The organism is Neobacillus sp. B4I6, assembly GCF_050434045.1.
Classification (GTDB): Bacteria; Bacillota; Bacilli; order Bacillales; family Cytobacillaceae; genus Neobacillus.
Genome location: NZ_JBNPWB010000002.1, coordinates 3,309,857 through 3,331,169, shown reverse-complemented (window position 1 = coordinate 3,331,169; position 21,313 = coordinate 3,309,857). Strand labels below are relative to the sequence as shown.

18 protein-coding genes and 2 pseudogenes are annotated in these 21,313 nt (G+C 38.1%); 18 read left to right on the top strand and 2 right to left on the bottom strand.

Annotated features, from left to right (window positions below):
* Window positions 1-16: 16 nt before the first annotated feature.
* A complete protein-coding gene (locus tag QF028_RS18485; RefSeq protein ID WP_429467592.1) occupies window positions 17-1,237 on the bottom strand; it encodes a nucleotidyltransferase in 1,221 nt (406 codons plus the stop codon).
* A gap of 231 nt (window positions 1,238-1,468) precedes the next feature.
* Here QF028_RS18485 and QF028_RS18480 point away from each other — a divergent pair, with 231 nt between their 5' ends.
* The 4 genes from QF028_RS18480 (at window position 1,469) to QF028_RS18465 (ending at window position 4,031) form a co-directional block, all read left to right on the top strand.
* A complete protein-coding gene (locus tag QF028_RS18480; RefSeq protein WP_168242697.1) occupies window positions 1,469-1,996 on the top strand; it encodes a YceD family protein in 528 nt (175 codons plus the stop codon).
* An 83-nt stretch (window positions 1,997-2,079) separates the two neighbouring features.
* On the top strand, window positions 2,080-2,253 hold the full coding sequence (rpmF, locus tag QF028_RS18475; RefSeq protein WP_026566356.1) for a 50S ribosomal protein L32: 174 nt from the start codon (window positions 2,080-2,082) through the stop codon (window positions 2,251-2,253).
* Between the two features lie 286 nt (window positions 2,254-2,539).
* Window positions 2,540-3,319 (top strand): enoyl-CoA hydratase/isomerase family protein, encoded by a 780-nt coding sequence (locus QF028_RS18470; RefSeq protein WP_429472413.1) that lies wholly within the window; start codon window positions 2,540-2,542, stop codon window positions 3,317-3,319.
* Between the two features lie 82 nt (window positions 3,320-3,401).
* Complete coding sequence (locus tag QF028_RS18465; RefSeq protein ID WP_410888079.1) at window positions 3,402-4,031, top strand: RsfA family transcriptional regulator; 630 nt, start codon at window positions 3,402-3,404, stop codon at window positions 4,029-4,031.
* Window positions 4,032-4,066: 35 nt separating this feature from the next.
* Here the strand turns inward: QF028_RS18465 and QF028_RS18460 are convergent.
* Window positions 4,067-4,544: pseudogene (locus QF028_RS18460) on the bottom strand (N-acetyltransferase).
* A gap of 238 nt (window positions 4,545-4,782) precedes the next feature.
* Between QF028_RS18460 and QF028_RS18455 the strand changes: the two are divergent.
* From QF028_RS18455 to spoVE, 14 genes and pseudogenes are all read left to right on the top strand, one after another.
* A pseudogene (locus tag QF028_RS18455) lies at window positions 4,783-6,307 on the top strand (acyl-CoA carboxylase subunit beta).
* A 117-nt stretch (window positions 6,308-6,424) separates the two neighbouring features.
* The gene (locus QF028_RS18450; RefSeq protein WP_429467588.1) at window positions 6,425-7,327 is read left to right on the top strand and encodes a 2-dehydropantoate 2-reductase; all 903 of its coding nucleotides are present in this window, start codon (window positions 6,425-6,427) and stop codon (window positions 7,325-7,327) included.
* The gene (locus QF028_RS18445) at window positions 7,324-7,719 is read left to right on the top strand and encodes a DUF3397 domain-containing protein (protein ID WP_215000229.1); all 396 of its coding nucleotides are present in this window, start codon (window positions 7,324-7,326) and stop codon (window positions 7,717-7,719) included. Before QF028_RS18450 ends, QF028_RS18445 begins: the two co-directional genes overlap by 4 nt.
* Window positions 7,720-7,806: 87 nt before the next feature.
* On the top strand, window positions 7,807-9,441 hold the full coding sequence (gene bshC, locus QF028_RS18440) for a bacillithiol biosynthesis cysteine-adding enzyme BshC (protein ID WP_429467585.1): 1,635 nt from the start codon (window positions 7,807-7,809) through the stop codon (window positions 9,439-9,441).
* Between the two features lie 155 nt (window positions 9,442-9,596).
* On the top strand, window positions 9,597-10,028 hold the full coding sequence (mraZ, locus tag QF028_RS18435; RefSeq protein WP_066252575.1) for a division/cell wall cluster transcriptional repressor MraZ: 432 nt from the start codon (window positions 9,597-9,599) through the stop codon (window positions 10,026-10,028).
* Between the two features lie 63 nt (window positions 10,029-10,091).
* On the top strand, window positions 10,092-11,024 hold the full coding sequence (gene rsmH / locus QF028_RS18430) for a 16S rRNA (cytosine(1402)-N(4))-methyltransferase RsmH (RefSeq protein WP_214715958.1): 933 nt from the start codon (window positions 10,092-10,094) through the stop codon (window positions 11,022-11,024).
* 59 nt (window positions 11,025-11,083) lie between these two features.
* The gene (ftsL, locus tag QF028_RS18425) at window positions 11,084-11,437 is read left to right on the top strand and encodes a cell division protein FtsL (RefSeq protein WP_429467582.1); all 354 of its coding nucleotides are present in this window, start codon (window positions 11,084-11,086) and stop codon (window positions 11,435-11,437) included.
* A 1-nt stretch (window position 11,438) separates the two neighbouring features.
* Window positions 11,439-13,679, top strand: a complete 2,241-nt coding sequence (locus QF028_RS18420; protein WP_429467580.1) for a penicillin-binding protein — start codon at window positions 11,439-11,441, stop codon at window positions 13,677-13,679.
* Between the two features lie 118 nt (window positions 13,680-13,797).
* The gene (locus tag QF028_RS18415; protein ID WP_429467577.1) at window positions 13,798-15,717 is read left to right on the top strand and encodes a stage V sporulation protein D; all 1,920 of its coding nucleotides are present in this window, start codon (window positions 13,798-13,800) and stop codon (window positions 15,715-15,717) included.
* A 189-nt stretch (window positions 15,718-15,906) separates the two neighbouring features.
* Complete coding sequence (locus QF028_RS18410) at window positions 15,907-17,367, top strand: UDP-N-acetylmuramoyl-L-alanyl-D-glutamate--2,6-diaminopimelate ligase (RefSeq protein ID WP_429467574.1); 1,461 nt, start codon at window positions 15,907-15,909, stop codon at window positions 17,365-17,367.
* A 2-nt stretch (window positions 17,368-17,369) separates the two neighbouring features.
* Window positions 17,370-17,813, top strand: coding sequence for a hypothetical protein (locus tag QF028_RS18405; protein ID WP_429467571.1), 444 nt, complete (start codon window positions 17,370-17,372; stop codon window positions 17,811-17,813).
* A 1-nt stretch (window position 17,814) separates the two neighbouring features.
* Complete coding sequence (gene mraY, locus QF028_RS18400) at window positions 17,815-18,789, top strand: phospho-N-acetylmuramoyl-pentapeptide-transferase (protein WP_168242711.1); 975 nt, start codon at window positions 17,815-17,817, stop codon at window positions 18,787-18,789.
* A 1-nt stretch (window position 18,790) separates the two neighbouring features.
* Window positions 18,791-20,143: a UDP-N-acetylmuramoyl-L-alanine--D-glutamate ligase gene (gene murD, locus QF028_RS18395; protein WP_410888097.1), complete on the top strand. Its 1,353-nt coding sequence runs from the start codon at window positions 18,791-18,793 to the stop codon at window positions 20,141-20,143.
* A 59-nt stretch (window positions 20,144-20,202) separates the two neighbouring features.
* Window positions 20,203-21,303: a stage V sporulation protein E gene (gene spoVE, locus QF028_RS18390; RefSeq protein ID WP_429467569.1), complete on the top strand. Its 1,101-nt coding sequence runs from the start codon at window positions 20,203-20,205 to the stop codon at window positions 21,301-21,303.
* Window positions 21,304-21,313 lie beyond the last annotated feature (10 nt).

Here is a 21,313-nt window from a genome sequence, read left to right as displayed (position 1 = left end):
GTCTGCAACATCATTTTTATTTTTCCTGTATATAAATTGGCGGTTGCTCAAATTCCTGCCGAAGCATTTTGTTTTTTAAATGACTAGGAATCCCTAGAGAATAAATCCGAGCTGCCTTAATATCAAGGTTTATTTCTTTTTCTTTAAATGAGGCTAGTTTTGAAATAAGGGGGAGACTAAGGTGAGACTTCTTCTTATTTAAGTATTCCCTGCCTATACTGGTCATTCCTAAAAGTCTTAGATAAGAGGCTTTTTCCGAGTGTCTCGTCATTTCCTCCTTTTTTGTGTTCGTTAAAATATGAACACATAACCTTTGCAGCCTTGTCCATGTATATCTTTTTGTTTTAATTTGCTGCATAAATTTATGAAAGTTATCAGTTTCAAGAGCTGCTGTTTGAAGTCGGTTCTCAAGTCCCTCCTCCATCTCATAAATTTCCCTGAGTTCACTGGGACTAGAATGAATCAAGCGAAATTGAAGGTAGCTCCAATAATTTTCCCATTGGTGAAATCCCTGATATTGTTGTACATACTCTTTTAATAAAAGTTTTGTTTGCTCTGGTACATATTGATTAATTTCTGTTTGGTTAGCGTTATCTGTAAAAATGGCTTTACGAATACTCGTCGCACTGGCAATTGTTGCAGAAGCAAAATGTTCATCGTGATAGTCAGCGTTTTTTCGAGGGATTGTCATCGGACTGACTGAACTCTTTTGTCGTTGGATTGCTTTTATGTATTCAAGTCCAAGAATATTATTTGGTTTTGCTAAATCTAAATAATTATTTGCATTAGGCAATTGTTTAAAAGCTAAGGAAAGGGCTTTAGGATAGCTGACACCAGTATCTAAGTGCCATTTGATGTTTTCATTAAATGAGTTTTGCTGATCTTTTAAGTAATCGATAGTTTGAATGAACGAGGATAAATCCCCACTTTCACTGCCAAAACATAGAGAGTCGCAGCCGACTGCATCTAAAATTGACACAGAACCGTTTGCGAACGTTTCCGCTTTTTGAGTAGCGAAGCGATAGGGAAGCTCAAAGACTATATCTACTCCATTAAGCAATGCCATCTTGGTGCGCTGCCATTTGGAAACAAGTGCCGGTTCCCCGCGCTGTAAAAAGTTTCCGCTCATTACTGCAATGACAACATCTGCCTCTGCAGCCTCCTTTGATGCTTGTAAATGAAAGGCATGTCCATTATGAAAAGGGTTGTATTCCACTATTAATCCTACAGATTTCATTTATTTTCTCCCTTTTTTTTAACTACTAACATTATATCAATAATATAAGGAAACCAATCAAATTATATGATAAGATATTAAAGATGTTTGCAAATAGCTTAACTGGTTAAACTAGTATAGGAAACCTTTATGAGCGATTGCTTTTTATCACCTGACGGGGTGTAAAGAAAAAACATTGACAAAAAATTTATCGAAGGCTATAATTACCTTTGTTGCCTTGGGGTGATTCAATTGAAATGGACATTAAGTCAATTACAAAAATATCGAAACAAGGATTTTATGATTGATGAGATGGTTCGTGTGGATGAGATCAAACAAGATGATCCAACCATCCGAGAAGTTTCTCCGATGCATATTACTGGTCGGGGAGATATCGATTCAACAAAAGTGACATTCCATTTAAAAATCGAAGGTTACTTAATACTTCCTTGTTCTCGTACTTTAGTGGATGTAAAACTTCCAATTAATGTCGAAACGACTGAAACGTTCCTCTTGCAAGGTTCAGTTTATGAAACTGAGGAGGAAGCATATCAAGTAAATAGTGATGTGATTGATGTAATGCCAATCCTTCGAGAAATTCTTTTACTTGAAGTTCCAATGCAAGTTTTTTGTGACGATGTTAATCATGAAGATGCTGCTCCACAGTCTGGCAAGGATTGGGAAGTTGTTCATGAGGAAGATCAATCTAAAAAAATGGATCCGAGACTTGCTGGTCTCGCAAAGTTTTTTGACGAAAACAATTCTTCTTCCGAATCATAATCGACAAATCTAAGAAGCAAAGTGAAGAACCAGAATTCCTGGCCTTCATTACTTTCTTAATACTCTTTAAGGAGGTGGGAAGAATGGCTGTACCTTTTAGAAGGACTTCTAAAACTGCAAAAAGAAAACGTCGTACTCATTTTAAATTAAACGTACCTGGTATGGTAAGCTGCCCAAACTGTGGTGAAATGAAACTTTCACACCGCGTATGTAAAGCTTGCGGAACATACAAAGGAAAAGACGTAGTGAACGACTAATTTTAAGGTAAGATAGAAAGCACAAGGGTGTTAGAGCCCTTGTGCTTTTGTCGTTTTAAGAAAAATACATACTATATCCCTTTATCAATTGGCTGTGTTAAAGCTAAATGTTGATTTTTCACAATCTGTTGATTGGAGCGGAATGCGCGAGACTCCTGCGGGAGTACGGGGCAGGGGAGACCCCGCAGGAGCGAAGCGACGAGGAGACTCCCCGGCACGCCCGCGGAAAGCGAAGCGCATGGAGCGGAAATCAACAGACAAGTTTAACACAGCCTATCAATTAATAATGAAAGGTTGCGACAGTTTGTTTTATTCCATTGAAAAACAGGAAAAGGGTTATTTATTATTTACGATTAATAGAAGTGAAAAAAGAAATGCTATTAATTTTGATGTGATGGAAGGCTTAGCTGAGGCGATAAAAAGAGCCTCTGAACCAGATATAAAGGCCCTTGTGATTACTGGAAAAGACGATCGGGCTTTTTGTTCGGGAGGAGATTTATCTGTTTTTCATAAGCTTCACACAAAGGAAGAAGCGTACCCAATGCTTTCTAAAATGGCTAATATTCTTTATTCGCTGGTAACATTAGCGGTTCCGACCATGGCTCTCATAAATGGAACAGCGATTGGCGGCGGGTGCGAACTTGCAGCAGCTTGCGACTTTCGTATTGCGCGAGAAGGTATAAAGGCAGGGTTTGTACAAGGCAAGCAAGCGATAACAACAGGCTGGGGTGGAGGTTCAATTTTAACAGAAAAGTTCCCAGTCTCAGCTGCTATGAAGCTTTTAATGGAAGCTGAACTGCAAACAGCGTCATATTTAAACGAAATTGGTTTTATAGATGCTTTATATAGGGGTAACTCTCTTAAGGCTTGTGAAGAATGCCTTGAGAAAATGTTAACAAATGATCGAAGTGTGCTGAAATCCTATAAAATGCTTTGGGTTAGAAAGTGGGAGGAAACTAAACTCCGTGAAAGAATAGAGGAAGAGGTAAGAAATTGTTCCTTATTGTGGGAAAGTGATGCCCATCATCAATATGTAAAAACTTTTATAGGTAAAAACAATGAATAAAGATTAAAACACCGCTTTTGATTAAGTCTATCTTTTCTAGTAGATGCATATGTATTATAAAAACACTAGGAGGGATGATTTAATGTCACCAACTCGACAAGATGCATGGTCCCAAGACGAAGACTTGTTGCTTGCTGAAGTTGTGTTACGGCACATCCGTGAAGGCGGGACACAGCTGCAAGCGTTTGAGGAAGTAGGGAAGCAGCTTACGCGTACATCTGCAGCCTGTGGGTTTCGCTGGAATTCATTTGTAAGAAAACAATATAAATCAGGGATAGAGCTTGCCAAAAAGCAGCGTAAAGAGTTGAAAAAGCAGCCAGTCTCGAATGAAGTAGAGACTATTCAGGAAGCGGTTAAAGTAGAAAGCGTTCCTTCACCAAAAGGAAATGTGCCAAGCAGCACAATTACGTTTTCGGCTGTTATTCAATTTTTAGAGGGTCTCCATCAAAAAGCGCAAGTTTCATCCGATTTTGAAGCAGACAGGAAGAGGTCTTTTGAAAAAATCAAAGAGTTGGAAAAGAAGGCATTCTATTTAGCTGCAGAAAATGAAAGATTATCCAAAAATTTAAAAGCAATCGAAGAGGATTATCGATCATTAATTGAAATTATGGAAAGAGCTCGAAAAATGGTCGTCCTTCAAGATGAGGACCGACAACAAAAGGTAAAATTTCAAATGGATAAAAACGGTAACCTTGAAAGAGTAGAAAAGTAGAAAAAGCGGACCTAATGTCCGCTTTTTCATTTTTTTTAATTATGATGTTGTGGTTCGACGCCTTTAGGATACCAAACCAATGGATTTTCTCCACGGTCACGCTCCATATCATATTCTACATTGGCAAAGTCCATTTTTTCCCAGAAACTCCTTGATTGAACTCTAGGGTTCGTTTTAATCGGGAGACCAAAGTTCTTCGCAAATTCTACAAGCACTTTGCCATACCCCTTACTTTGATAATCAGGCAATACCTCGAGCTTCCATAGTTCTAAGTAATTTTGCGGCGGGATAGAAATAGCGGTCAAATTTTGCATCAATTTGATATAAACTCATTCGTGCTACTAGTTTGTCCCCGAAATAAATTCCATAGAATGGTGAGTCGCTATTGTTATCAACCATATTTGCTTCAAGATCTTCAAGCATAGACAATTCTTGAATCCCATATTCTTTAAACTTTTTAAACTCTTCTAGTGTCTTAAAGTTTACTTTTAGTCTTTCCACTTTAATTGCCATAGTCGACCTCCTAAATATGAAAACATCATAATCTTGTATATATTCATTTGTTCCTGAATAACATGATATGAAATTAATTTTGCATTATGTTATTCAGGAACAAATGAATCACCTTTATTATATAACAAAAACTCAAAAAATTCTTCAAATAAGTTCAGATAGCGTTTTCAAAGATTGCAGGAAATTTAGAAAATGATGAAGAAACATATTAACGGACGTTTTTTGAGGAGGAGAATTATTGAATAATCAATTGTACGAGAACCGTAAAATAATTGAATCCGGCGGACAACCAAAATATCATGAGAAGGCTAAACAACAAAAAAAGCTCTTTGTTCGTGAGCGTCTTCAATTATTGCTTGATGAAGGAAAATACGAAGAAGATGGTAAATTTGCCAATTTTAAGGCTGGTGACCTTCCTGCAGATGGTGTCGTAACAGCGATTGGTAAAATTAAAGGTCAGACTGTCTGTGTCATGGCAAATGATTCAACAATCAAAGCAGGGTCATGGGGAGCAAGAACGGTTGAAAAAATAATCCGTATTCAAGAAGTAGCGGAGAAATTAAAAGTTCCGTTATTTTATCTGGTCGATTCAGCAGGAGCAAGAATAACAGATCAATTAGAAATGTTTCCAAATCGACGAGGTGCGGGAAAAATTTTTTATAATCAAGTGAAGCTTTCCGGGATGATTCCCCAAGTATGTATTCTGTTTGGCCCGTCCGCTGCTGGTGGGGCTTATATCCCTGCATTTTGCGATATTGTTATTATGGTTGATCAAAATGCTTCGATGTATTTGGGATCACCACGTATGGCAGAAAAGGTTATCGGCGAAAAGGTAACGCTTGAGGAAATGGGCGGTGCCAGGATGCATTGTTCTGTCAGCGGCTGTGGAGATGTTCTCACTTATAGTGAGGAAGATGCGATTGAATCAGCAAAAAAGTATATCAGTTTCTTTCCAAGCAGTTTTATAGCAAAACCAAAGATGACTGAAGGCGCAGCAGCGAAACAAGGCCGTGAACTAGAAGCGATCATTCCGGAAAACCAAAACGCACCGTTTGATATGTATGAATGTATTGATAGACTTGTGGACCAAGATAGCTTTTATGAAATTAAAAAATTATTTGCCCCAGAATTGATAACGGGATTAGCTAGAATCGATGGAAGAGCTATTGGAATTATTGCTAATCAGCCAAAAGTAAAAGGCGGCGTTTTGTTTGTTGATTCCGCTGATAAAGCTGCAAAATTTATTCAGCTTTGCGATGCTTTTCATATTCCGCCTATTATTTTTGGCAGATGTACCTGGTTTCATGATCGGAACAAAGGTTGAACGTGCAGGAATTATCCGTCATGGGGCAAAATTAATTGCTGCTATGAGCTCAGCAACTGTTCCGAAAATATCGGTAATTGTTAGAAAAGCTTACGGTGCTGGACTATATGCGATGGCAGGTCCCGCTTTTGAACCTGATTGCTGCATCGCGTTGCCGACCGCACAAATTGCCGTTATGGGTCCTGAAGCCGCTGTCAATGCGGTCTATTCAAACAAAATTAATGAAATAACCGACCCGAAAGAAAAAATTGCTTTTGTCCAAGAAAAACAGAAAGAATACAAAGAGCATATCGACATTTACAAGCTTGCTTCAGAGCTTATAATCGATGAAATCGTCGCTCCGTCTGAATTACGAAATATACTTATTCAACGCTTTGCTTACTATGAAACGAAAGAATTAAATTTCAGTGTCCGTAAGCATCCGGTTTACCCCGTATAATTTTATAGACCCTATTTGGCGGTTGTCGAATAGGGTTTATTTTTTCTAATCTTTCTAACAAACTATCGACTGCATCTGATAAAATATGGGTAAAGATGACTAAAAAGAGGGGTTACCATGAGGGTTGGAATTATAGGTGCTGGATCAATTGGCTTATTATTTGCCGCTTATATTAGTAGGGTGTTTGAGGTTACGATATACTGCAGATCAACAGAGCAAACATCTGAGATAAATAAAAATGGAATCGTACTAAAGAAAAAAGGAGAACAAACGATATCCTTTGTACAGGCCCTGCCAATTACAGAGTGGAAGGGAGTAGAGGATATAACAATTATCGCGGTCAAACAGTATCATCTTTATCCAATTATTGAGAAAATAAATCAATTACCGGTAATTCCTAACAATCTATTATTTTTACAGAATGGCATGGGGCATTTAAAACAGCTTGAAACAATTCCGTTTACTAATATTTATGTGGGATCAGTGGAGCACGGAGCCCTTAAAGAAAATTCATATACTGTATCCCATAATGGTGAAGGTATAACTAATGTTGCTGTTTTCAAGGGAGATACTACACTTTTAAGTGAATTTGTTTTTTCAGCACCAATCGAATTTCCACTTGTTCTCAAAGAGGATTACTTTCAAATGCTGCAAAATAAATTAATTGTCAACGCAGTCATTAATCCATTAACGGCTATTCTTCAGGTTAAAAATGGCGAATTAATAAATAATCAATACTATTTTCATGTATTAAAAAATTTATTTTCCGAAATTTCTACGGTATTAAATTTGAAAAATGCTGAAGTACATCAACTACAAATTATTGATATTTGTAAAAACACCTCCGAAAACCACTCCTCCATGCTTAGGGATATTGAAGCGAACAAAATGACAGAAATAGATGCAATCTTAGGGTATATTTTAGAAGAAGCACAATTTAAGGAAATGACCGCACCTCAGGTTGAGAACCTTTATTATTTAATAAAAGGGAAAGAAGTGGTAAAGGAGGCGAACTCTTGATTACTTTTCTATCCTCCATAATATCTATTTTATTCACTTTACCATTTTTAGGATTATTCATCGTTTTTTTTATAACAAAACTGGTGACAAAAAATACTCGAAAATCTGTCCACATGTCACTTGATTATACAACGATTTTATTTATTATTTCCGTTCATTTTTTAATTGCTACTATTTGGGGTAAATCACTTTTTTGGTTAATAATACTAATAATGATTTTAATTGCGATGATTTTTGTATTTGTTCATTGGAAGGTAAAAGAAGAAATTGTTTTGAAAAAAGTGATGAAGGGTTTTTGGCGTTTTAATTTTATCCTTTTTCTCCTTGCATACATCACCTTAACGCTATATGGATTAATCCATCGTGCATTAATATTTACCTTTTCCAACTGATTTCAAGCCAAAGTTTTTTTCAAATCCGGTTGGTAGTGGTATACTCTTAAAAGAATGAATTTGGGTAATCAGAAAGGAAGTACATGAATGGAGATTTTAAATCTCTCTTTACCAGCAACAAATCGGTTTGCTTCGAATTATTTGGAACAGTCTACTGAAATCGAGCCTTTTTTTCATTACAGGTATAATGAATTAACCGATGATGCCAAAAGGGTTTCAGAATTAAGTAACCGGTCATTTCCTCGCGTAGAGGTTGCTGAACACATTGAGAGCTTTATGAAGCAGTTTCCATCGTCTGAAGCTGTTATCAAGTCAATTGATAAACTTAAAACAAATAATAGCCTCGTAGTTATTGGTGGTCAGCAGGCAGGGATCCTTACAGGGCCGCTTTATTCAATACATAAAGTCATTTCAATTATTAAATTAGCAGAGCAAAAGGAAGAGCAGCTTGGAGTACCAGTCGTTCCAGTATTTTGGATTGCAGGCGAAGATCATGATTTCCAAGAAGTTAATCATGTGTTTGTGCCAGTTAATCGAAAGGTCGATAAATGGACCTATCCGGAGAGAGTAGTTAATAAGAAAATGGTCTCCGATATTCAGTTAAACAAAGAAAGCTGTCTATCATGGGTTAATAATCTAATTGAGAATTTCGGTGAGACAGAGCATACAAACACACTATTAGAATTTGCAAAAGAACAAATATCCATATCAACCACCTTTGTCGATTTCTTTGCAAATATTATTATGGAATTGTTCAAGGATTATGGGTTATTAATTGTTGATTCAGGTAACAAAGAATTTCGTTTGCTGCAGAAAGAATTTTTAAAAAGTCAAATTCTTCACCATGAAGAGATAACAAACAAATTATTGGAACAACAACGGGAAATTGGAATAAAGGGTTTTCCGATTACGATTGATGCAAGTGAAGAAAATGCCAACCTATTCTACTATGATCAGAAAATGAGTGAACGGATTCTACTTGAGTACGATCGAGGAAATGATCGGTTTGTGGGGAAAAATGGGACCTTGGCATTTACGAGAGAACAATTAGTGGTGCTAGCTGAGGAGAATCCGGCAAATTTAAGCAATAATGTGGTGACGCGTCCGTTAATGCAGGAATGGCTCTTTCCAAGTGTTGCTTTCATTGCGGGGCCAGGTGAAATATCATACTGGGCAGAACTCAAACTAGTTTTTGAGCATTTTGATATGAAGATGCCGCCGATCGTTCCCCGTTTGAATATTACCATCCTTGATCGATCGGTGGAAACAGATGTTGCAGAATTGCATCTAAATTTAGCAGAAGTTTTGAGCATTGGAACGGACAAAGGAAGACACCAATTTCTAGAAGCAATAAAAGACAAAGAAGTAGAGTCACTATTTTCAATTACTAAAGACCAATTAGTAAAGCAATATAGACAAATTGAAGCAAAAACAGCTCAGTTAGACCGCGGCCTCCTACCATTATTTAAGAAAAACGAAGGTTACTTATTAAAAGAAATCGATTTTTTGGAAAAGAAACTTGATGAAGCAGTAAGATTAAAGCACGATAATATGATCAAAAAATATGCGCGTGTTGATCTAGCTTTAAGACCTGATGGTTTTCCGCAAGAGAGGGTTTGGAATGTATTTTATTATCTAAATCAATATGGATTGAATTTTATTAATGACTTAATGACAGGAAGATTCGAATTTGATGGAAGGCACAAGGTCATGAAAATATAGAAAAACTTCACTTACATTGTGGAGTTTTTCTTTTTTTTTGTAAAAAAATAACATAATGAAACAGGATTATTAAGAATTAACGAGAATAGTTAAAAATAGGTGGTGGAAAGTGGGGGAATGTGGTACATTTTTAATAGAAAGTGGGGGTCATGGGTATGTTCATGGGTGAATACCATCACAGCATTGATAATAAAGGCCGCATGATTGTGCCCTCCAAATTCCGTGATGAGCTTGGTGAAATGTTCATTATCACACGTGGATTGGATCAATGTTTATTTGGTTACCCCATATCAGAGTGGGAGCTTATTGAAGAAAAGTTAAAAGGCTTACCTCTGACAAAAAAAGATGCCCGTGCTTTTACTCGCTTCTTCTTTTCTGGAGCAACAGAGAGTGAACTTGATAAGCAAGGAAGAATTAATATCCCAGCACCACTATTGCAATATGCAAAGCTAGAAAAAGAATGTGTAATTTTGGGTGTTTCCAATCGAATTGAAATTTGGAGCAAACAGATTTGGGAAGACTATTTTTCACAGTCTGAAGAATCTTTTGCGGAAATTGCAGAAAATATGATTGGCTTTGATATATAATGGATAAATTATGTTAATATATTTTCTGTTATATATCGTTCGATTGGAAAAGGTGGTTACTACATGTTTGAACATACAACTGTGTTGTTAAAGGAAGCTGTTGATGGATTAAATATTAAGTCAGATGGTATTTATGTTGATTGTACTTTGGGTGGGGCGGGACACAGTTCCTTGATTCTTTCGAAACTCGGAGCCCGAGGTAAACTATTTGCATTTGACCAGGATGAAACAGCTATTGCACATGCTAAAGAGAAGTTGGCACAATATGGAGACCGATTAGAGATAATAAAAAGCAATTTCTTATATTTAAAAGAAGAGCTTAATGATCGAGGAATTGCTAAAGTTGACGGAGTCCTATACGATCTTGGGGTATCCTCACCACAATTGGATACACCAGAAAGAGGTTTTAGCTATCATCATGATGCACCACTCGATATGAGGATGGATAATGATGCTGATGTTTCTGCCTATGATGTGATTAATCATTGGGCATATGAAGACTTAGTTCGCATCTTTTTTCGCTATGGCGAAGAAAAATTCTCTAAACAAATAGCACGTAAAATTGAAGCGGCAAGACTTGCAAAACCAATTGAAACAACGGCAGAATTAGTTGAATTGATTAAGGATGCTATTCCAGCACCTGCTAGAAGAAAAGGTGGACATCCTGCCAAGCGAGTTTTTCAAGCAGTAAGAATTGCTGTAAATGATGAATTAGCTGTGTTTGAAAAATCGATAAATCAAGCAATTGACTTATTAAACCCAGAGGGAAGAATAAGTGTTATTACCTTTCATTCTCTAGAGGACAGGATTTGCAAGGCAGCCCTTAAGAAAGCAAGTGAAACCCCTAATTTACCTCCAGGTTTACCAATCATTCCAGATGAGTATAAACCGATCTTAAAGCTAATCTCACGGAAACCAATTCTTCCATCTGAAGAAGAATTAGAACAAAACAATCGTGCCCGATCTGCAAAGCTCCGTATTGCAGAAAAATTATAAAAAATACCATCACCTAGGCAGTGGTGGTAGAAAATGAATAAAATCTGGAGGGGAAGCGTTTGAGTAATCTTGCCAGGAAGTATTTAGAGCAGCAACAAACAGAGCAGAAAGTCCAAAAAAAAGGTCAAGTAATTATCAAAAAATCCTGGCTTACACCAGGAGAAAAAATAATTGGATTAGCCTTTGCTGGATTTGTATGTTTTGGGGCGATTCACATTATTTCGAACCAATCTAAAATTTACCAGGTAAATAAGGACATCCAGGTTATTGAAGCAAAGGTGTCCGAACAACAGAAGGTAAATAGTGATTTACAGGTTCAGGTAAGCGAATTAAGTGCATATGATCGAATTTATCAAAAGGCTAAGGAAATGGGCCTTATTAAAAATGAAAATAATGTCAAGGTAGTGCATTAAAATGAACAAGAAACAACCATATATGAATGCAGGAGCAGCCATTTTATTTGGATTATTTGGCTTGCTCTTTTTTGTATTACTCTTCAGGTATTTTTCGATTCAAATCTCTGGAGAAGTAGACGGGCAGCCTCTTGCTGCGAAAGCTCAAGAGAAATATAGCAGGGAAGGGAATTTGGCGGCCTTAAGGGGCGATATCTTTGATCGGAATGGCGGGGTAATTGCAGAAGATACCAATGCATATACCTTGATTGCTATTTTAGATAAGAAGATGACGACAAATCCCAAAAAGCCACAACACGTAAAAAATCTAGACAAAACAGCAAAAGAATTAGCAAAGTACTTGGAAATGGATCAATCAGAAATTTATAGTATATTATCCAAAGGGAAAGAAAATAAGAAATTCCAGGTTGAGTTTGGCAAGGCGGGCAGAGATATTACTCACCAAACAAAGAAAAAGATTGAAGAACTTAAGCTTCCAGGAATTACATTTATTCGGGATTCGAAACGCTTTTACCCAAACGGAGTTTTTGCTTCACATTTAGTTGGGTATGCAGACCGGATTGAGCAAAAGGATAAAACGATTAAATCAATTGGGAAAATGGGAATTGAGAAAATTCTAAATGATGAATTAACAGGAAAAAATGGTAAATTAAATTTTGAGAGTGATTTGTGGGGCTATATACTTCCGGACGAAAAGGAAAAAATTACTCCTGCTCAAAATGGGAATGATGTCTATTTGACCATAGACCAAAAAATTCAAACCTTTTTAGAAGATGCTATGAACAAGGTAGATAAGGAATATAAACCTCAAAAAATTATTGCGATTGTAGCCGATCCGAAAACAGGAGAAATATTAGCGATGGGGCAACGGCCGTCCTTCCATCCAATAACAAAAGAAGGAATTGATAAAGGCTGGCATAATGAAGCTATTGAAACCTCATTTGAACCTGGATCGACAATGAAAATATTTACACTTGCAGCAGCGGTGCAAGAAAAGGTTTTTAATCCGAATGAAACCTATCAATCTGGTTCCTATCAAGTTACCAAAAAGGATAAAGCAATTCATGACCATAATTACTCCGGCTGGGGAACCATCACCTATCTTGAGGGTGTTCAACGTTCATCAAACGTTGCATTTGCGAAGATTGCGAAGGAGAAGTTGGGTTTTGAAAAGTTTAGAGAATATTTAACAAAATTTGGTTTTGATAAACCTACGGGCATTGATCTTCCTGATGAAACCTCAGGAAAGATTCAGTTTACTTATCCGATTGAAAAAATTACTACTGCATACGGACAGGGAACGGCAATTACACCGATTCAACAAATTCAAGCGGCAACAGCGATAGCTAATGACGGGAAAATGATAAAGCCGCATGTTGTCAAAAAAATTGTCAATCATGACACAGGAGAAACAATTAAATCAACCACTCCTGAGGTCGTTTCAACTCCTATATCAAAAGAGACTGCCAAACAGGTTCGTGATATCCTTGAAACCGTTGTTACTTCACCTAAAGGAACGGGTGGCCGTTACAAAATTGATGGCTACAGTGTCGCTGGTAAAACGGGGACAGCTAATATCCCAGGACCGAACGGAAGATATTTACAAGGGGCAGATAACTATATGTTTTCGTTTCTAGGCATGGCCCCTAAGGATGATCCCAAGTTGATTGTATATGTTGCTGTTCAGCAGCCTGATCTTGATGGAACCGGCTTAGGTGCCCTTCCTGTCTCGGCTATTTTTAATCCTGTCATGAAAAACAGCTTGCAATATTTAAATATCCAACCTTCTAAGAGTCAAAAAGCACAATTAAATAAACTATCAGATTTTATTGGGAAGTCGGTCGAGGCAACAGAAAAAGAACTAAAGGCAAAAGACATTGAAACCGTTGTAATAGGCAACGGAACAAAAGTTGTCAGACAACTACCAGAGTCAGGTACGACTGTTTTAGAGGGGGAAAAGGTAATCATCCAAACAAATGGAGATAAACTGGCCCCAGATATGAAAGGCTGGTCACTTAGAGATGTAATGAAAGTGGCCAATATTGCTGGCTTAAAACTGAATTCAAAGGGACAAGGCTATGTAACTAAGCAAAATATCAAACCAAAAACGATTATGCGAAACGGTGATTTCTTAATAGTTGATTTAAAAACTCCTGAAGAACAGTGGACTCAAGAAAATCAGGCTAATTCAAATGGTCAAGACCAATCAAAAGAAACCATTGAAGAAATAGTCCAAGATTAAACGTTAATCCCGCTTACTAGAGCGGGATTTTCTCTTATTTATTAACGTTAGTCGGCGTTCTAATAAAAAAAGTACAAGCATATAAATGAACGATAGAAAAAGGAGGGTCGTTCAAAATATGCGAGTTTCAAATGTAACTGTCCGTAAACGATTAATGATTGCTCTATTCGTTGGTATTCTAACCTTCTTAATTATTGATGTGCGGCTTGGATATGTTCAATTTGTTTTGGGTGATTGGTTGACTGCAGGAGCAAAAGACTCTTGGAGCCGTAATATCCCTTTCGAACCTGAACGAGGAGAAATTGTAGACCGTAATGGGGTGCCGTTGGCAACGAATATAAGTACCCCCACTGTTTGGGTAGTCCCAAGGCAAATAAAGGACCCAGCAACAACCGCGGAAAAGCTGGCCTCCGTTTTAAATATGTCAAAAGAAAAGGCATACCGGGATATCACCTTAAAGGAGAGAATTGTTCGTATAAAGGAAGGCAGAAAAATTTCTCATGAAAAGGCTAAGGAAATCAGATCCCTGGGTCTTGAAGGGGTCTATATTGGGGAAGACTCCAAGCGCCATTATCCCATGGGGAGTTATCTCTCACATGTACTTGGGTTTGCAGGAGTGGACAACCAGGGGTTGATGGGACTAGAGCAATATTATGATAAAGAGCTAAGTGGTGAACGGGGCTCAGTTAAGTTCTATGCGAATGCTAAAGGTGAAAGAATGAACGATATGGCAGATGATTATGAGCAGCCGATCAACGGTCTCGATTTGAAGCTGACAATCGATTCAAAGATACAAACCATTGTCGAAAGAGAACTAGATATTGCTGAGGCAAAATACAATCCAGATGGTATTATCGCCATTGCTATGAACCCAAATAGTGGTGAAATTCTAGCGATGTCCAGCAGACCAACTTTTGATCCTGCTAATTTCCGGAATGTACCCCAAGAGGTCTATAATCGGAACCTGCCAGTTTGGTCAACCTATGAACCTGGTTCAACTTTTAAAATTATTACCCTTGCTGCAGCATTGAATGAAGGAAAAGTTAACTTGGAAAAGGAACATTTCCATGATTCTGGGTCGGTTCAAGTAGCAGGAGCAAGGTTAAAATGCTGGAAACGGGGCGGGCATGGTGATCAAACATTTTTAGAGGTTGTTGAAAACTCGTGTAACCCTGGATTTGTTGAATTAGGTGAACGACTAGGAAAAGAAAAGCTTTTTAAATATGTTAAGGATTTTGGATTTGGACAGAAAACTGGAATTGATTTACAAGGTGAAGGAACAGGGATTTTATTTAATTTGAACCGAGTAGGTCCTGTTGAACAGGCAACAACTGCTTTTGGACAAGGAGTATCTGTAACACCGATCCAGCAGGTAACCGCAGTGTCAGCAGCGGTCAATGGCGGAATATTATACAAGCCGTTCATTGCGAAAGAGTTAATTGATCCTGTAACCAAAGAGATTGTAATGAGGAATTCTCCTGTTGAAAAAAGAAGAGTAATTTCCGAGAAGACTTCAAAGGAAATCCGCCATGCACTTGAAAGTGTAGTGGCCCAAGGGACAGGTGGCAGGGCGTTTGTTGATGGCTATCGTGTAGGTGGAAAAACAGGGACTGCGCAAAAAGCACAAAACGGCAGATACTTAGAAAATAACTTTATTGTTTCTTTTATGGGCTTTGCCCCTGCTGATGACCCACAGATTGTCGTTTATGTTGCTGTTGATAACCCAAAAGGAGTTACGGCATTTGGGGGAACCATTACCGCTCCAATTGTAGGTAATATTATGAAGGATAGTATGAAAGCAATGGGGGTTGAGCCTAGAAAGGATCAAATTGAAAAAGAACTAAAATGGCCAGATACTCCTTTAATAAAACTTCCTGATTTTACCGGTTTGACAAAAATGGAGTTAATGGATCAGCTTATTAACTTAAAGGTAGATGCCAGCGGGGAGGGAGATGTGGTTATTAGGCAATCTCCTGTGGCCGGAACCAAAGTGAAGGAAGGGTCAAAAATTAGGCTTTATTTTGGTAAAGAAGAATAACTCGAGTTGGATTTCTTATTGTTAGGGCGGTCGGAATGTTTTCCGCCGCTTAATTTTTTCTTTAAGCTTATATAACTAAATAGCAAAATAAAATATTTTAATGTAAAATAAGATGGAACTTTCGTTAAGAAGAATTTTGAGGTAAATACTGGTAATATGTATGTACGGTCATGAGAGGATTTGAGAGAAATGAAGCTACAAAAGCTGCTTAAGAATTTGCATCTTTTAGTTCCTTTTAAAGGTGAAGATCTGGAAATTACATCGATCGAAAACGATAATCGGAAGGTGCAAAAAGGGAGCTTATTTATTTGTATTAAAGGTTATACAGTTGATGGTCATGATTTTGCAGAATCAGCTGTAAAAAACGGCGCAGCAGCCATACTTGCGGAACGTCCGTTATCACTTGGTGTGCCTGTTATTCTTGTAAAAGATACAACAAGAGCAATGGCTGTGTTAGCTGATACTCTTTATGGGCAGCCAACTAAAAAGCTGCATTTAATTGGGATCACAGGAACAAACGGAAAAACAACCACCAGTCATTTAATTGAAAAAATAATGGTAGATGCTGGTCAAAAGACCGGTTTGATTGGCACGATGTACACTAAAATTGCTGAAAAGACGATTGAAACCAAAAACACCACACCTGAAAGCTTGACACTTCAAAAAACCTTTCAGCAAATGGTTGAAGCAGGTGTAAATACGGCCGTAATGGAGGTTTCTTCGCATGCATTAGACCTTGGCAGGGTCCATGGCTGCGATTATGATGTGGCTGTGTTTACAAATCTAACGCAAGACCACCTGGATTATCATAAGACAATGGATGAATATAAGCGTGCGAAGAGTTTATTATTTGCCCAGCTCGGTAATACATTTGATCATCATAAACCAAAATTTGCTGTTTTAAATGCAGACGACCCTGCCTCTGATATGTATAGCAGGTCAACTGCCGCACATGTAATTACATATGGAATCGACAACAAGGCAGATATTCAAGCGAAAGAGATCCAAATGACTTCCTCTGGTACTCATTTCAATCTCTTTGTCGAAACGGAAAAATTTCCGATCCAAATGCAATTAATTGGGAGATTCAGTGTTTATAATGTTTTAGCAAGTATTGCTGCCTCGCTTGTGTCCGGAGTCGAAATTAATGAAATTATCAAGTCCATTGAAAGTGTAGAAGGTGTATCAGGAAGGTTTGAACTTGTAAATGCAGGACAAGATTTCACGGTTATTGTTGACTATGCCCATACACCTGACAGCCTTGAAAATGTATTAAAGACGGTTCAGCATTTTGCAAAAAAAAGAATCTTCGTCATCGTAGGCTGCGGTGGGGATCGAGATCGTACGAAGCGGCCATTGATGGCTCAGATAGCCTGTCAATTGGCCACAGATCCTATCCTCACTTCAGATAACCCTAGAAGTGAAGACCCATTAGCAATATTGAAGGAAATGGAAGCGGGGGTTGAGGGTGAAAAATATAAGATCATACCTGACCGTAAAGAAGCGATTCATACAGCAATACAACAGGCAACAACAGGAGATGTGATCTTAATAGCCGGTAAGGGCCATGAAACATATCAAATTATTGGCAATGTCGTTCACGATTTTGATGACAGGTTGGTAGCACGGGAAGCGATTGAGGGGAGATAGCTATGTATTTAGCTTTGAAAGACTTGGGAGGTCTATTTGATTCTAGCCGTGGAATCCAAGACGATTTTTTGTTTGCTTCGGTTAGCGACCAAGCAAAAGAAGCGCAGCCAAAAGGATTATTTGTGTCATATAACGGAATGAATGGTGAACTTTCAGAAGCGATTGCAAATGGAGCAATCGCAGCTATTTGGAATCAAGAATACGATCTTCCAAGGTATACTCCGAACCATTTTCCAGTATTTTTTACAAACGATCCTGCTGATGCAATTGTAACAATTTTAAATAGATATATTGAAAAATTAAATGGAGAAACAGACAAAATTATGGCGATAACTAACTTTAAATTTTCAAATAAAAAACTTCTTAATAAAAATAACGAAACATATGATATATCTGTGTTATTAAACGAGGTAATTAATAAAAACAAACCTGAAAGGAGGGAATAAAATGCTTGAGCAAGTTATTTTTTTCACAATAATTATGGGCTTTCTTATATCAGTATTGCTTTCTCCTGTATTTATTCCCTTCTTAAGAAGGTTGAAATTTGGACAAAGCATTCGTGAAGAAGGGCCAAAATCCCACCAGAAAAAATCTGGCACACCAACCATGGGCGGTGTGATGATCTTGTTTTCGATCGTTATTACGACACTTGTGATGACAGGCAAATTTTCTGAACCGACTGTTAAAACATATTTGCTGCTTCTTGTAACGCTCGGTTTTGGATTGCTTGGTTTTTTAGACGATTTTATCAAAGTCGCCTTAAAACGAAATTTAGGATTAACATCTAAACAAAAGCTAGCAGGTCAAATCATTATTTCAATTATCTTTTATCTTATCTATAAACAACAAGGTTTCTCTACTGAAATTAGTATCCCATTTACTGATACAACATTTGATTTAGGCTGGTTTTTCATCTTTTTCATCATATTCTGGTTAGTTGGCTTTTCAAATGCGGTCAACTTAACCGATGGACTTGATGGCCTGGTGTCAGGTACCGCAGCAATTGCTTTTGGTGCACTAGCAGTACTTGCTTGGAATCAATCACAGATGGAAATTGCGATATTTTCTGTGGCGGTTGTAGGAGCTGTGTTAGGGTTCTTGGTGTTTAACGCCCATCCAGCCAAGGTTTTCATGGGAGATACCGGTTCACTTGCCCTTGGAGGTGCAATTGCCACTATCGCAATTCTTACCAAACTTGAAATTTTGCTTATCATTATCGGAGGAGTATTTGTCATTGAAACATTATCCGTTATTTTACAGGTTATCTCCTTTAAAACAACCGGTAAACGGATTTTCCGTATGAGCCCATTGCATCACCATTATGAATTAGTAGGTTGGTCGGAATGGCGTGTTGTCGTCACTTTTTGGAGTGTTGGATTAATCCTTGCGATACTAGGAATCTATATAGAGGTGTGGTTATAAATTGAAACAGATTAAAACTTTCAGTCATAAAAAAATTCTTGTCCTTGGTTTGGCGAAAAGCGGGGTAACAGCAGCCGCTCTATTACATAAGCTTGGAGCATTTGTGACGGTTAATGATAAAAAGCCATTCTCGGAAAATCCTGAGGCACAAGGGCTATTAGAACAAGGAATTAAAGTGATATGTGGTGAACATCCTATTGAACTTCTAGATGAAGGATTCGAGCTGATTGTCAAGAATCCGGGTATTCCTTATAACAACCCAATGATTGCTGGAGCGATTGAAAAAGGAATTCCGGTTATCACCGAGGTAGAGCTTGCATATGAGGTATCGGAAGCCCCATTTATTGCTATTACAGGAACAAACGGGAAAACAACAACAACAACTTTAGTCTATGAAATGTTGAAAGAGGATGAAAAGAACCCGCTAATTGCAGGGAATATTGGTACAGTGGCATCAGGTGTTGCGGAGGAAGCAACAGCAGACAATACGATTGTCATTGAATTATCTTCGTTTCAATTAATGGGGATTGTCAATTTTAATCCTAAAATTGCCATTCTTACAAACCTATATGATGCCCATTTGGATTATCATGGGGCAAAAAAAGAATATATTGCGGCAAAGGCAAACATCACAAAAAATCAAACAGAACTTGAATATCTCATTGTCAATGCGGATCAAGAAGAGACTCTAGAAGTTGCTCGTCACTCTAAGGCCAGCATCATTCCTTTTTCTACAAAGAAGAAACTGTCGGAAGGTGCTTATATTTCCGATGGCTGGATTATATTTAATAGTGAAAAAGTGATGGAAATTGAGAAAATAGCTCTGCCGGGCAACCACAATCTTGAAAATATTTTATCTGCAATGGCTGCGGCAAAGCTTTCAGGCGTAGAAAATAGCGCAATTCAAAGGGTTCTGCGAACATTTACTGGTGTCAGGCACCGCCTGCAATTCGTTACAGAAGTGAACGGTAGAAAATTCTATAATGATTCTAAAGCGACGAATATTCTGGCATCCATTAATGCTTTAGCTGCGTTTGAAGCACCTGTTATTCTGCTCGCAGGCGGTTTGGATCGCGGTAACGAGTTTGATGAGCTCCTGCCTTATTTAAAAAATGTAAAAGCAATGATTACATTTGGGCAAACCGCTCCTAAGATGGAACGGGTCGGGACATTGGCTGGAATAAAAACAATCATCCGTGTCGATAATGTTGACAAGGCAGTGCCTGAAGCTTATCGATACTCCGAATCAGGTGACGTAATATTGTTATCTCCTGCTTGTGCGAGCTGGGATCAATATAAAACTTTTGAGGTCAGGGGAGACATTTTTATCGAAGCGGTGCATAAGCTTAAGTAAGGGCTTGTACCTTGCGTGGTTCTGCAAAGCCCTAAAACTAGCAGTTGAGGTGTATTGTGGTGCCGACAAAAAAAACAACTCCCGATTTTATTTTAATGATCGTAACATTCACGCTTCTGGCAATAGGGCTTATCATGGTTTACAGCGCAAGTGCTATCTGGGCTGAATATAAATTTAATGATTCCTTTTTCTTTGCGAAAAGACAAACTCTTTTTGCAGGGGTAGGAGTTGCTGCTATGTTTTTTATTATGAACATCAACTATTGGACGTGGAGGACCTGGTCGAAAACCTTTATCATTATTTGTTTTGTCCTACTTATTCTTGTTTTAATTCCGGGAATTGGTAATGAAAGAAATGGATCTCGAAGTTGGATTGGTGTAGGCGCTTTTTCAGTTCAACCTTCAGAATTTATGAAACTGGCGATGATAGCTTTTTTGGCAAAATATCTGTCCGAACGGCAAAAGCTCATTACTTCATTTAAAAAAGGTCTTGTTCCATCATTAGGGCTTGCCTTTTTAGCCTTTTCAATGATCATGCTCCAACCTGATTTAGGTACGGGAACAGTTATGATGGGTACCTGTGTCGTCATGATTTTTATTGCTGGGGCACGCGTTAGTCATTTTGCCTTTTTAGGACTCTTGGGACTAGCCGGGTTTGTCGGCTTAATTGCCTCCGCTCCATATCGGATTAAACGGATCACCTCTTTTTTGGATCCTTGGTCGGACCCGCTGGTGAGCGGATTTCAAATTATTCAATCGCTTTACGCGATAGGTCCCGGCGGATTGTTTGGACTTGGACTTGGCGAAAGCCGACAGAAGTTTTTTTACTTACCAGAACCACAGACCGACTTTATCTTTGCAATACTATCTGAAGAATTAGGTTTTATCGGTGGTTCATTTATATTACTATTATTTGCACTGTTGTTGTGGAGAGGTATTCGAATCGCCCTAGGTGCACCGGATTTATATGGCAGCTTTTTAGCCGTAGGGATCATCGCCATGGTGGCTATTCAGGTAATGATTAATATTGGAGTTGTCACAGGGCTAATGCCTGTTACGGGCATTACCTTGCCATTTTTGAGCTATGGAGGCTCTAGTTTGACCCTGATGTTAATGGCGATCGGTGTTCTCCTTAATATTAGCAGGTATTCTCGCTTTTGAACCTTACCCC

What these genes read in the sequence shown, in the direction of transcription:
- QF028_RS18485 (WP_429467592.1), bottom strand. Translation starts at nt 1,237, where the DNA reads ATGAAATCTGTAGGATTAATAGTGGAATACAACCCTTTTCATAATGGA.
- rpmF (WP_026566356.1), top strand. Translation starts at nt 2,080, where the DNA reads ATGGCTGTACCTTTTAGAAGGACTTCTAAAACTGCAAAAAGAAAACGT.
- QF028_RS18470 (WP_429472413.1), top strand. Translation starts at nt 2,540, where the DNA reads ATGAAAGGTTGCGACAGTTTGTTTTATTCCATTGAAAAACAGGAAAAG.
- QF028_RS18465 (WP_410888079.1), top strand. Translation starts at nt 3,402, where the DNA reads ATGTCACCAACTCGACAAGATGCATGGTCCCAAGACGAAGACTTGTTG.
- QF028_RS18450 (WP_429467588.1), top strand. Translation starts at nt 6,425, where the DNA reads ATGAGGGTTGGAATTATAGGTGCTGGATCAATTGGCTTATTATTTGCC.
- bshC (WP_429467585.1), top strand. Translation starts at nt 7,807, where the DNA reads ATGGAGATTTTAAATCTCTCTTTACCAGCAACAAATCGGTTTGCTTCG.
- mraZ (WP_066252575.1), top strand. Translation starts at nt 9,597, where the DNA reads ATGTTCATGGGTGAATACCATCACAGCATTGATAATAAAGGCCGCATG.
- rsmH (WP_214715958.1), top strand. Translation starts at nt 10,092, where the DNA reads ATGTTTGAACATACAACTGTGTTGTTAAAGGAAGCTGTTGATGGATTA.
- QF028_RS18420 (WP_429467580.1), top strand. Translation starts at nt 11,439, where the DNA reads ATGAACAAGAAACAACCATATATGAATGCAGGAGCAGCCATTTTATTT.
- QF028_RS18415 (WP_429467577.1), top strand. Translation starts at nt 13,798, where the DNA reads ATGCGAGTTTCAAATGTAACTGTCCGTAAACGATTAATGATTGCTCTA.
- QF028_RS18410 (WP_429467574.1), top strand. Translation starts at nt 15,907, where the DNA reads ATGAAGCTACAAAAGCTGCTTAAGAATTTGCATCTTTTAGTTCCTTTT.
- QF028_RS18405 (WP_429467571.1), top strand. Translation starts at nt 17,370, where the DNA reads ATGTATTTAGCTTTGAAAGACTTGGGAGGTCTATTTGATTCTAGCCGT.
- mraY (WP_168242711.1), top strand. Translation starts at nt 17,815, where the DNA reads ATGCTTGAGCAAGTTATTTTTTTCACAATAATTATGGGCTTTCTTATA.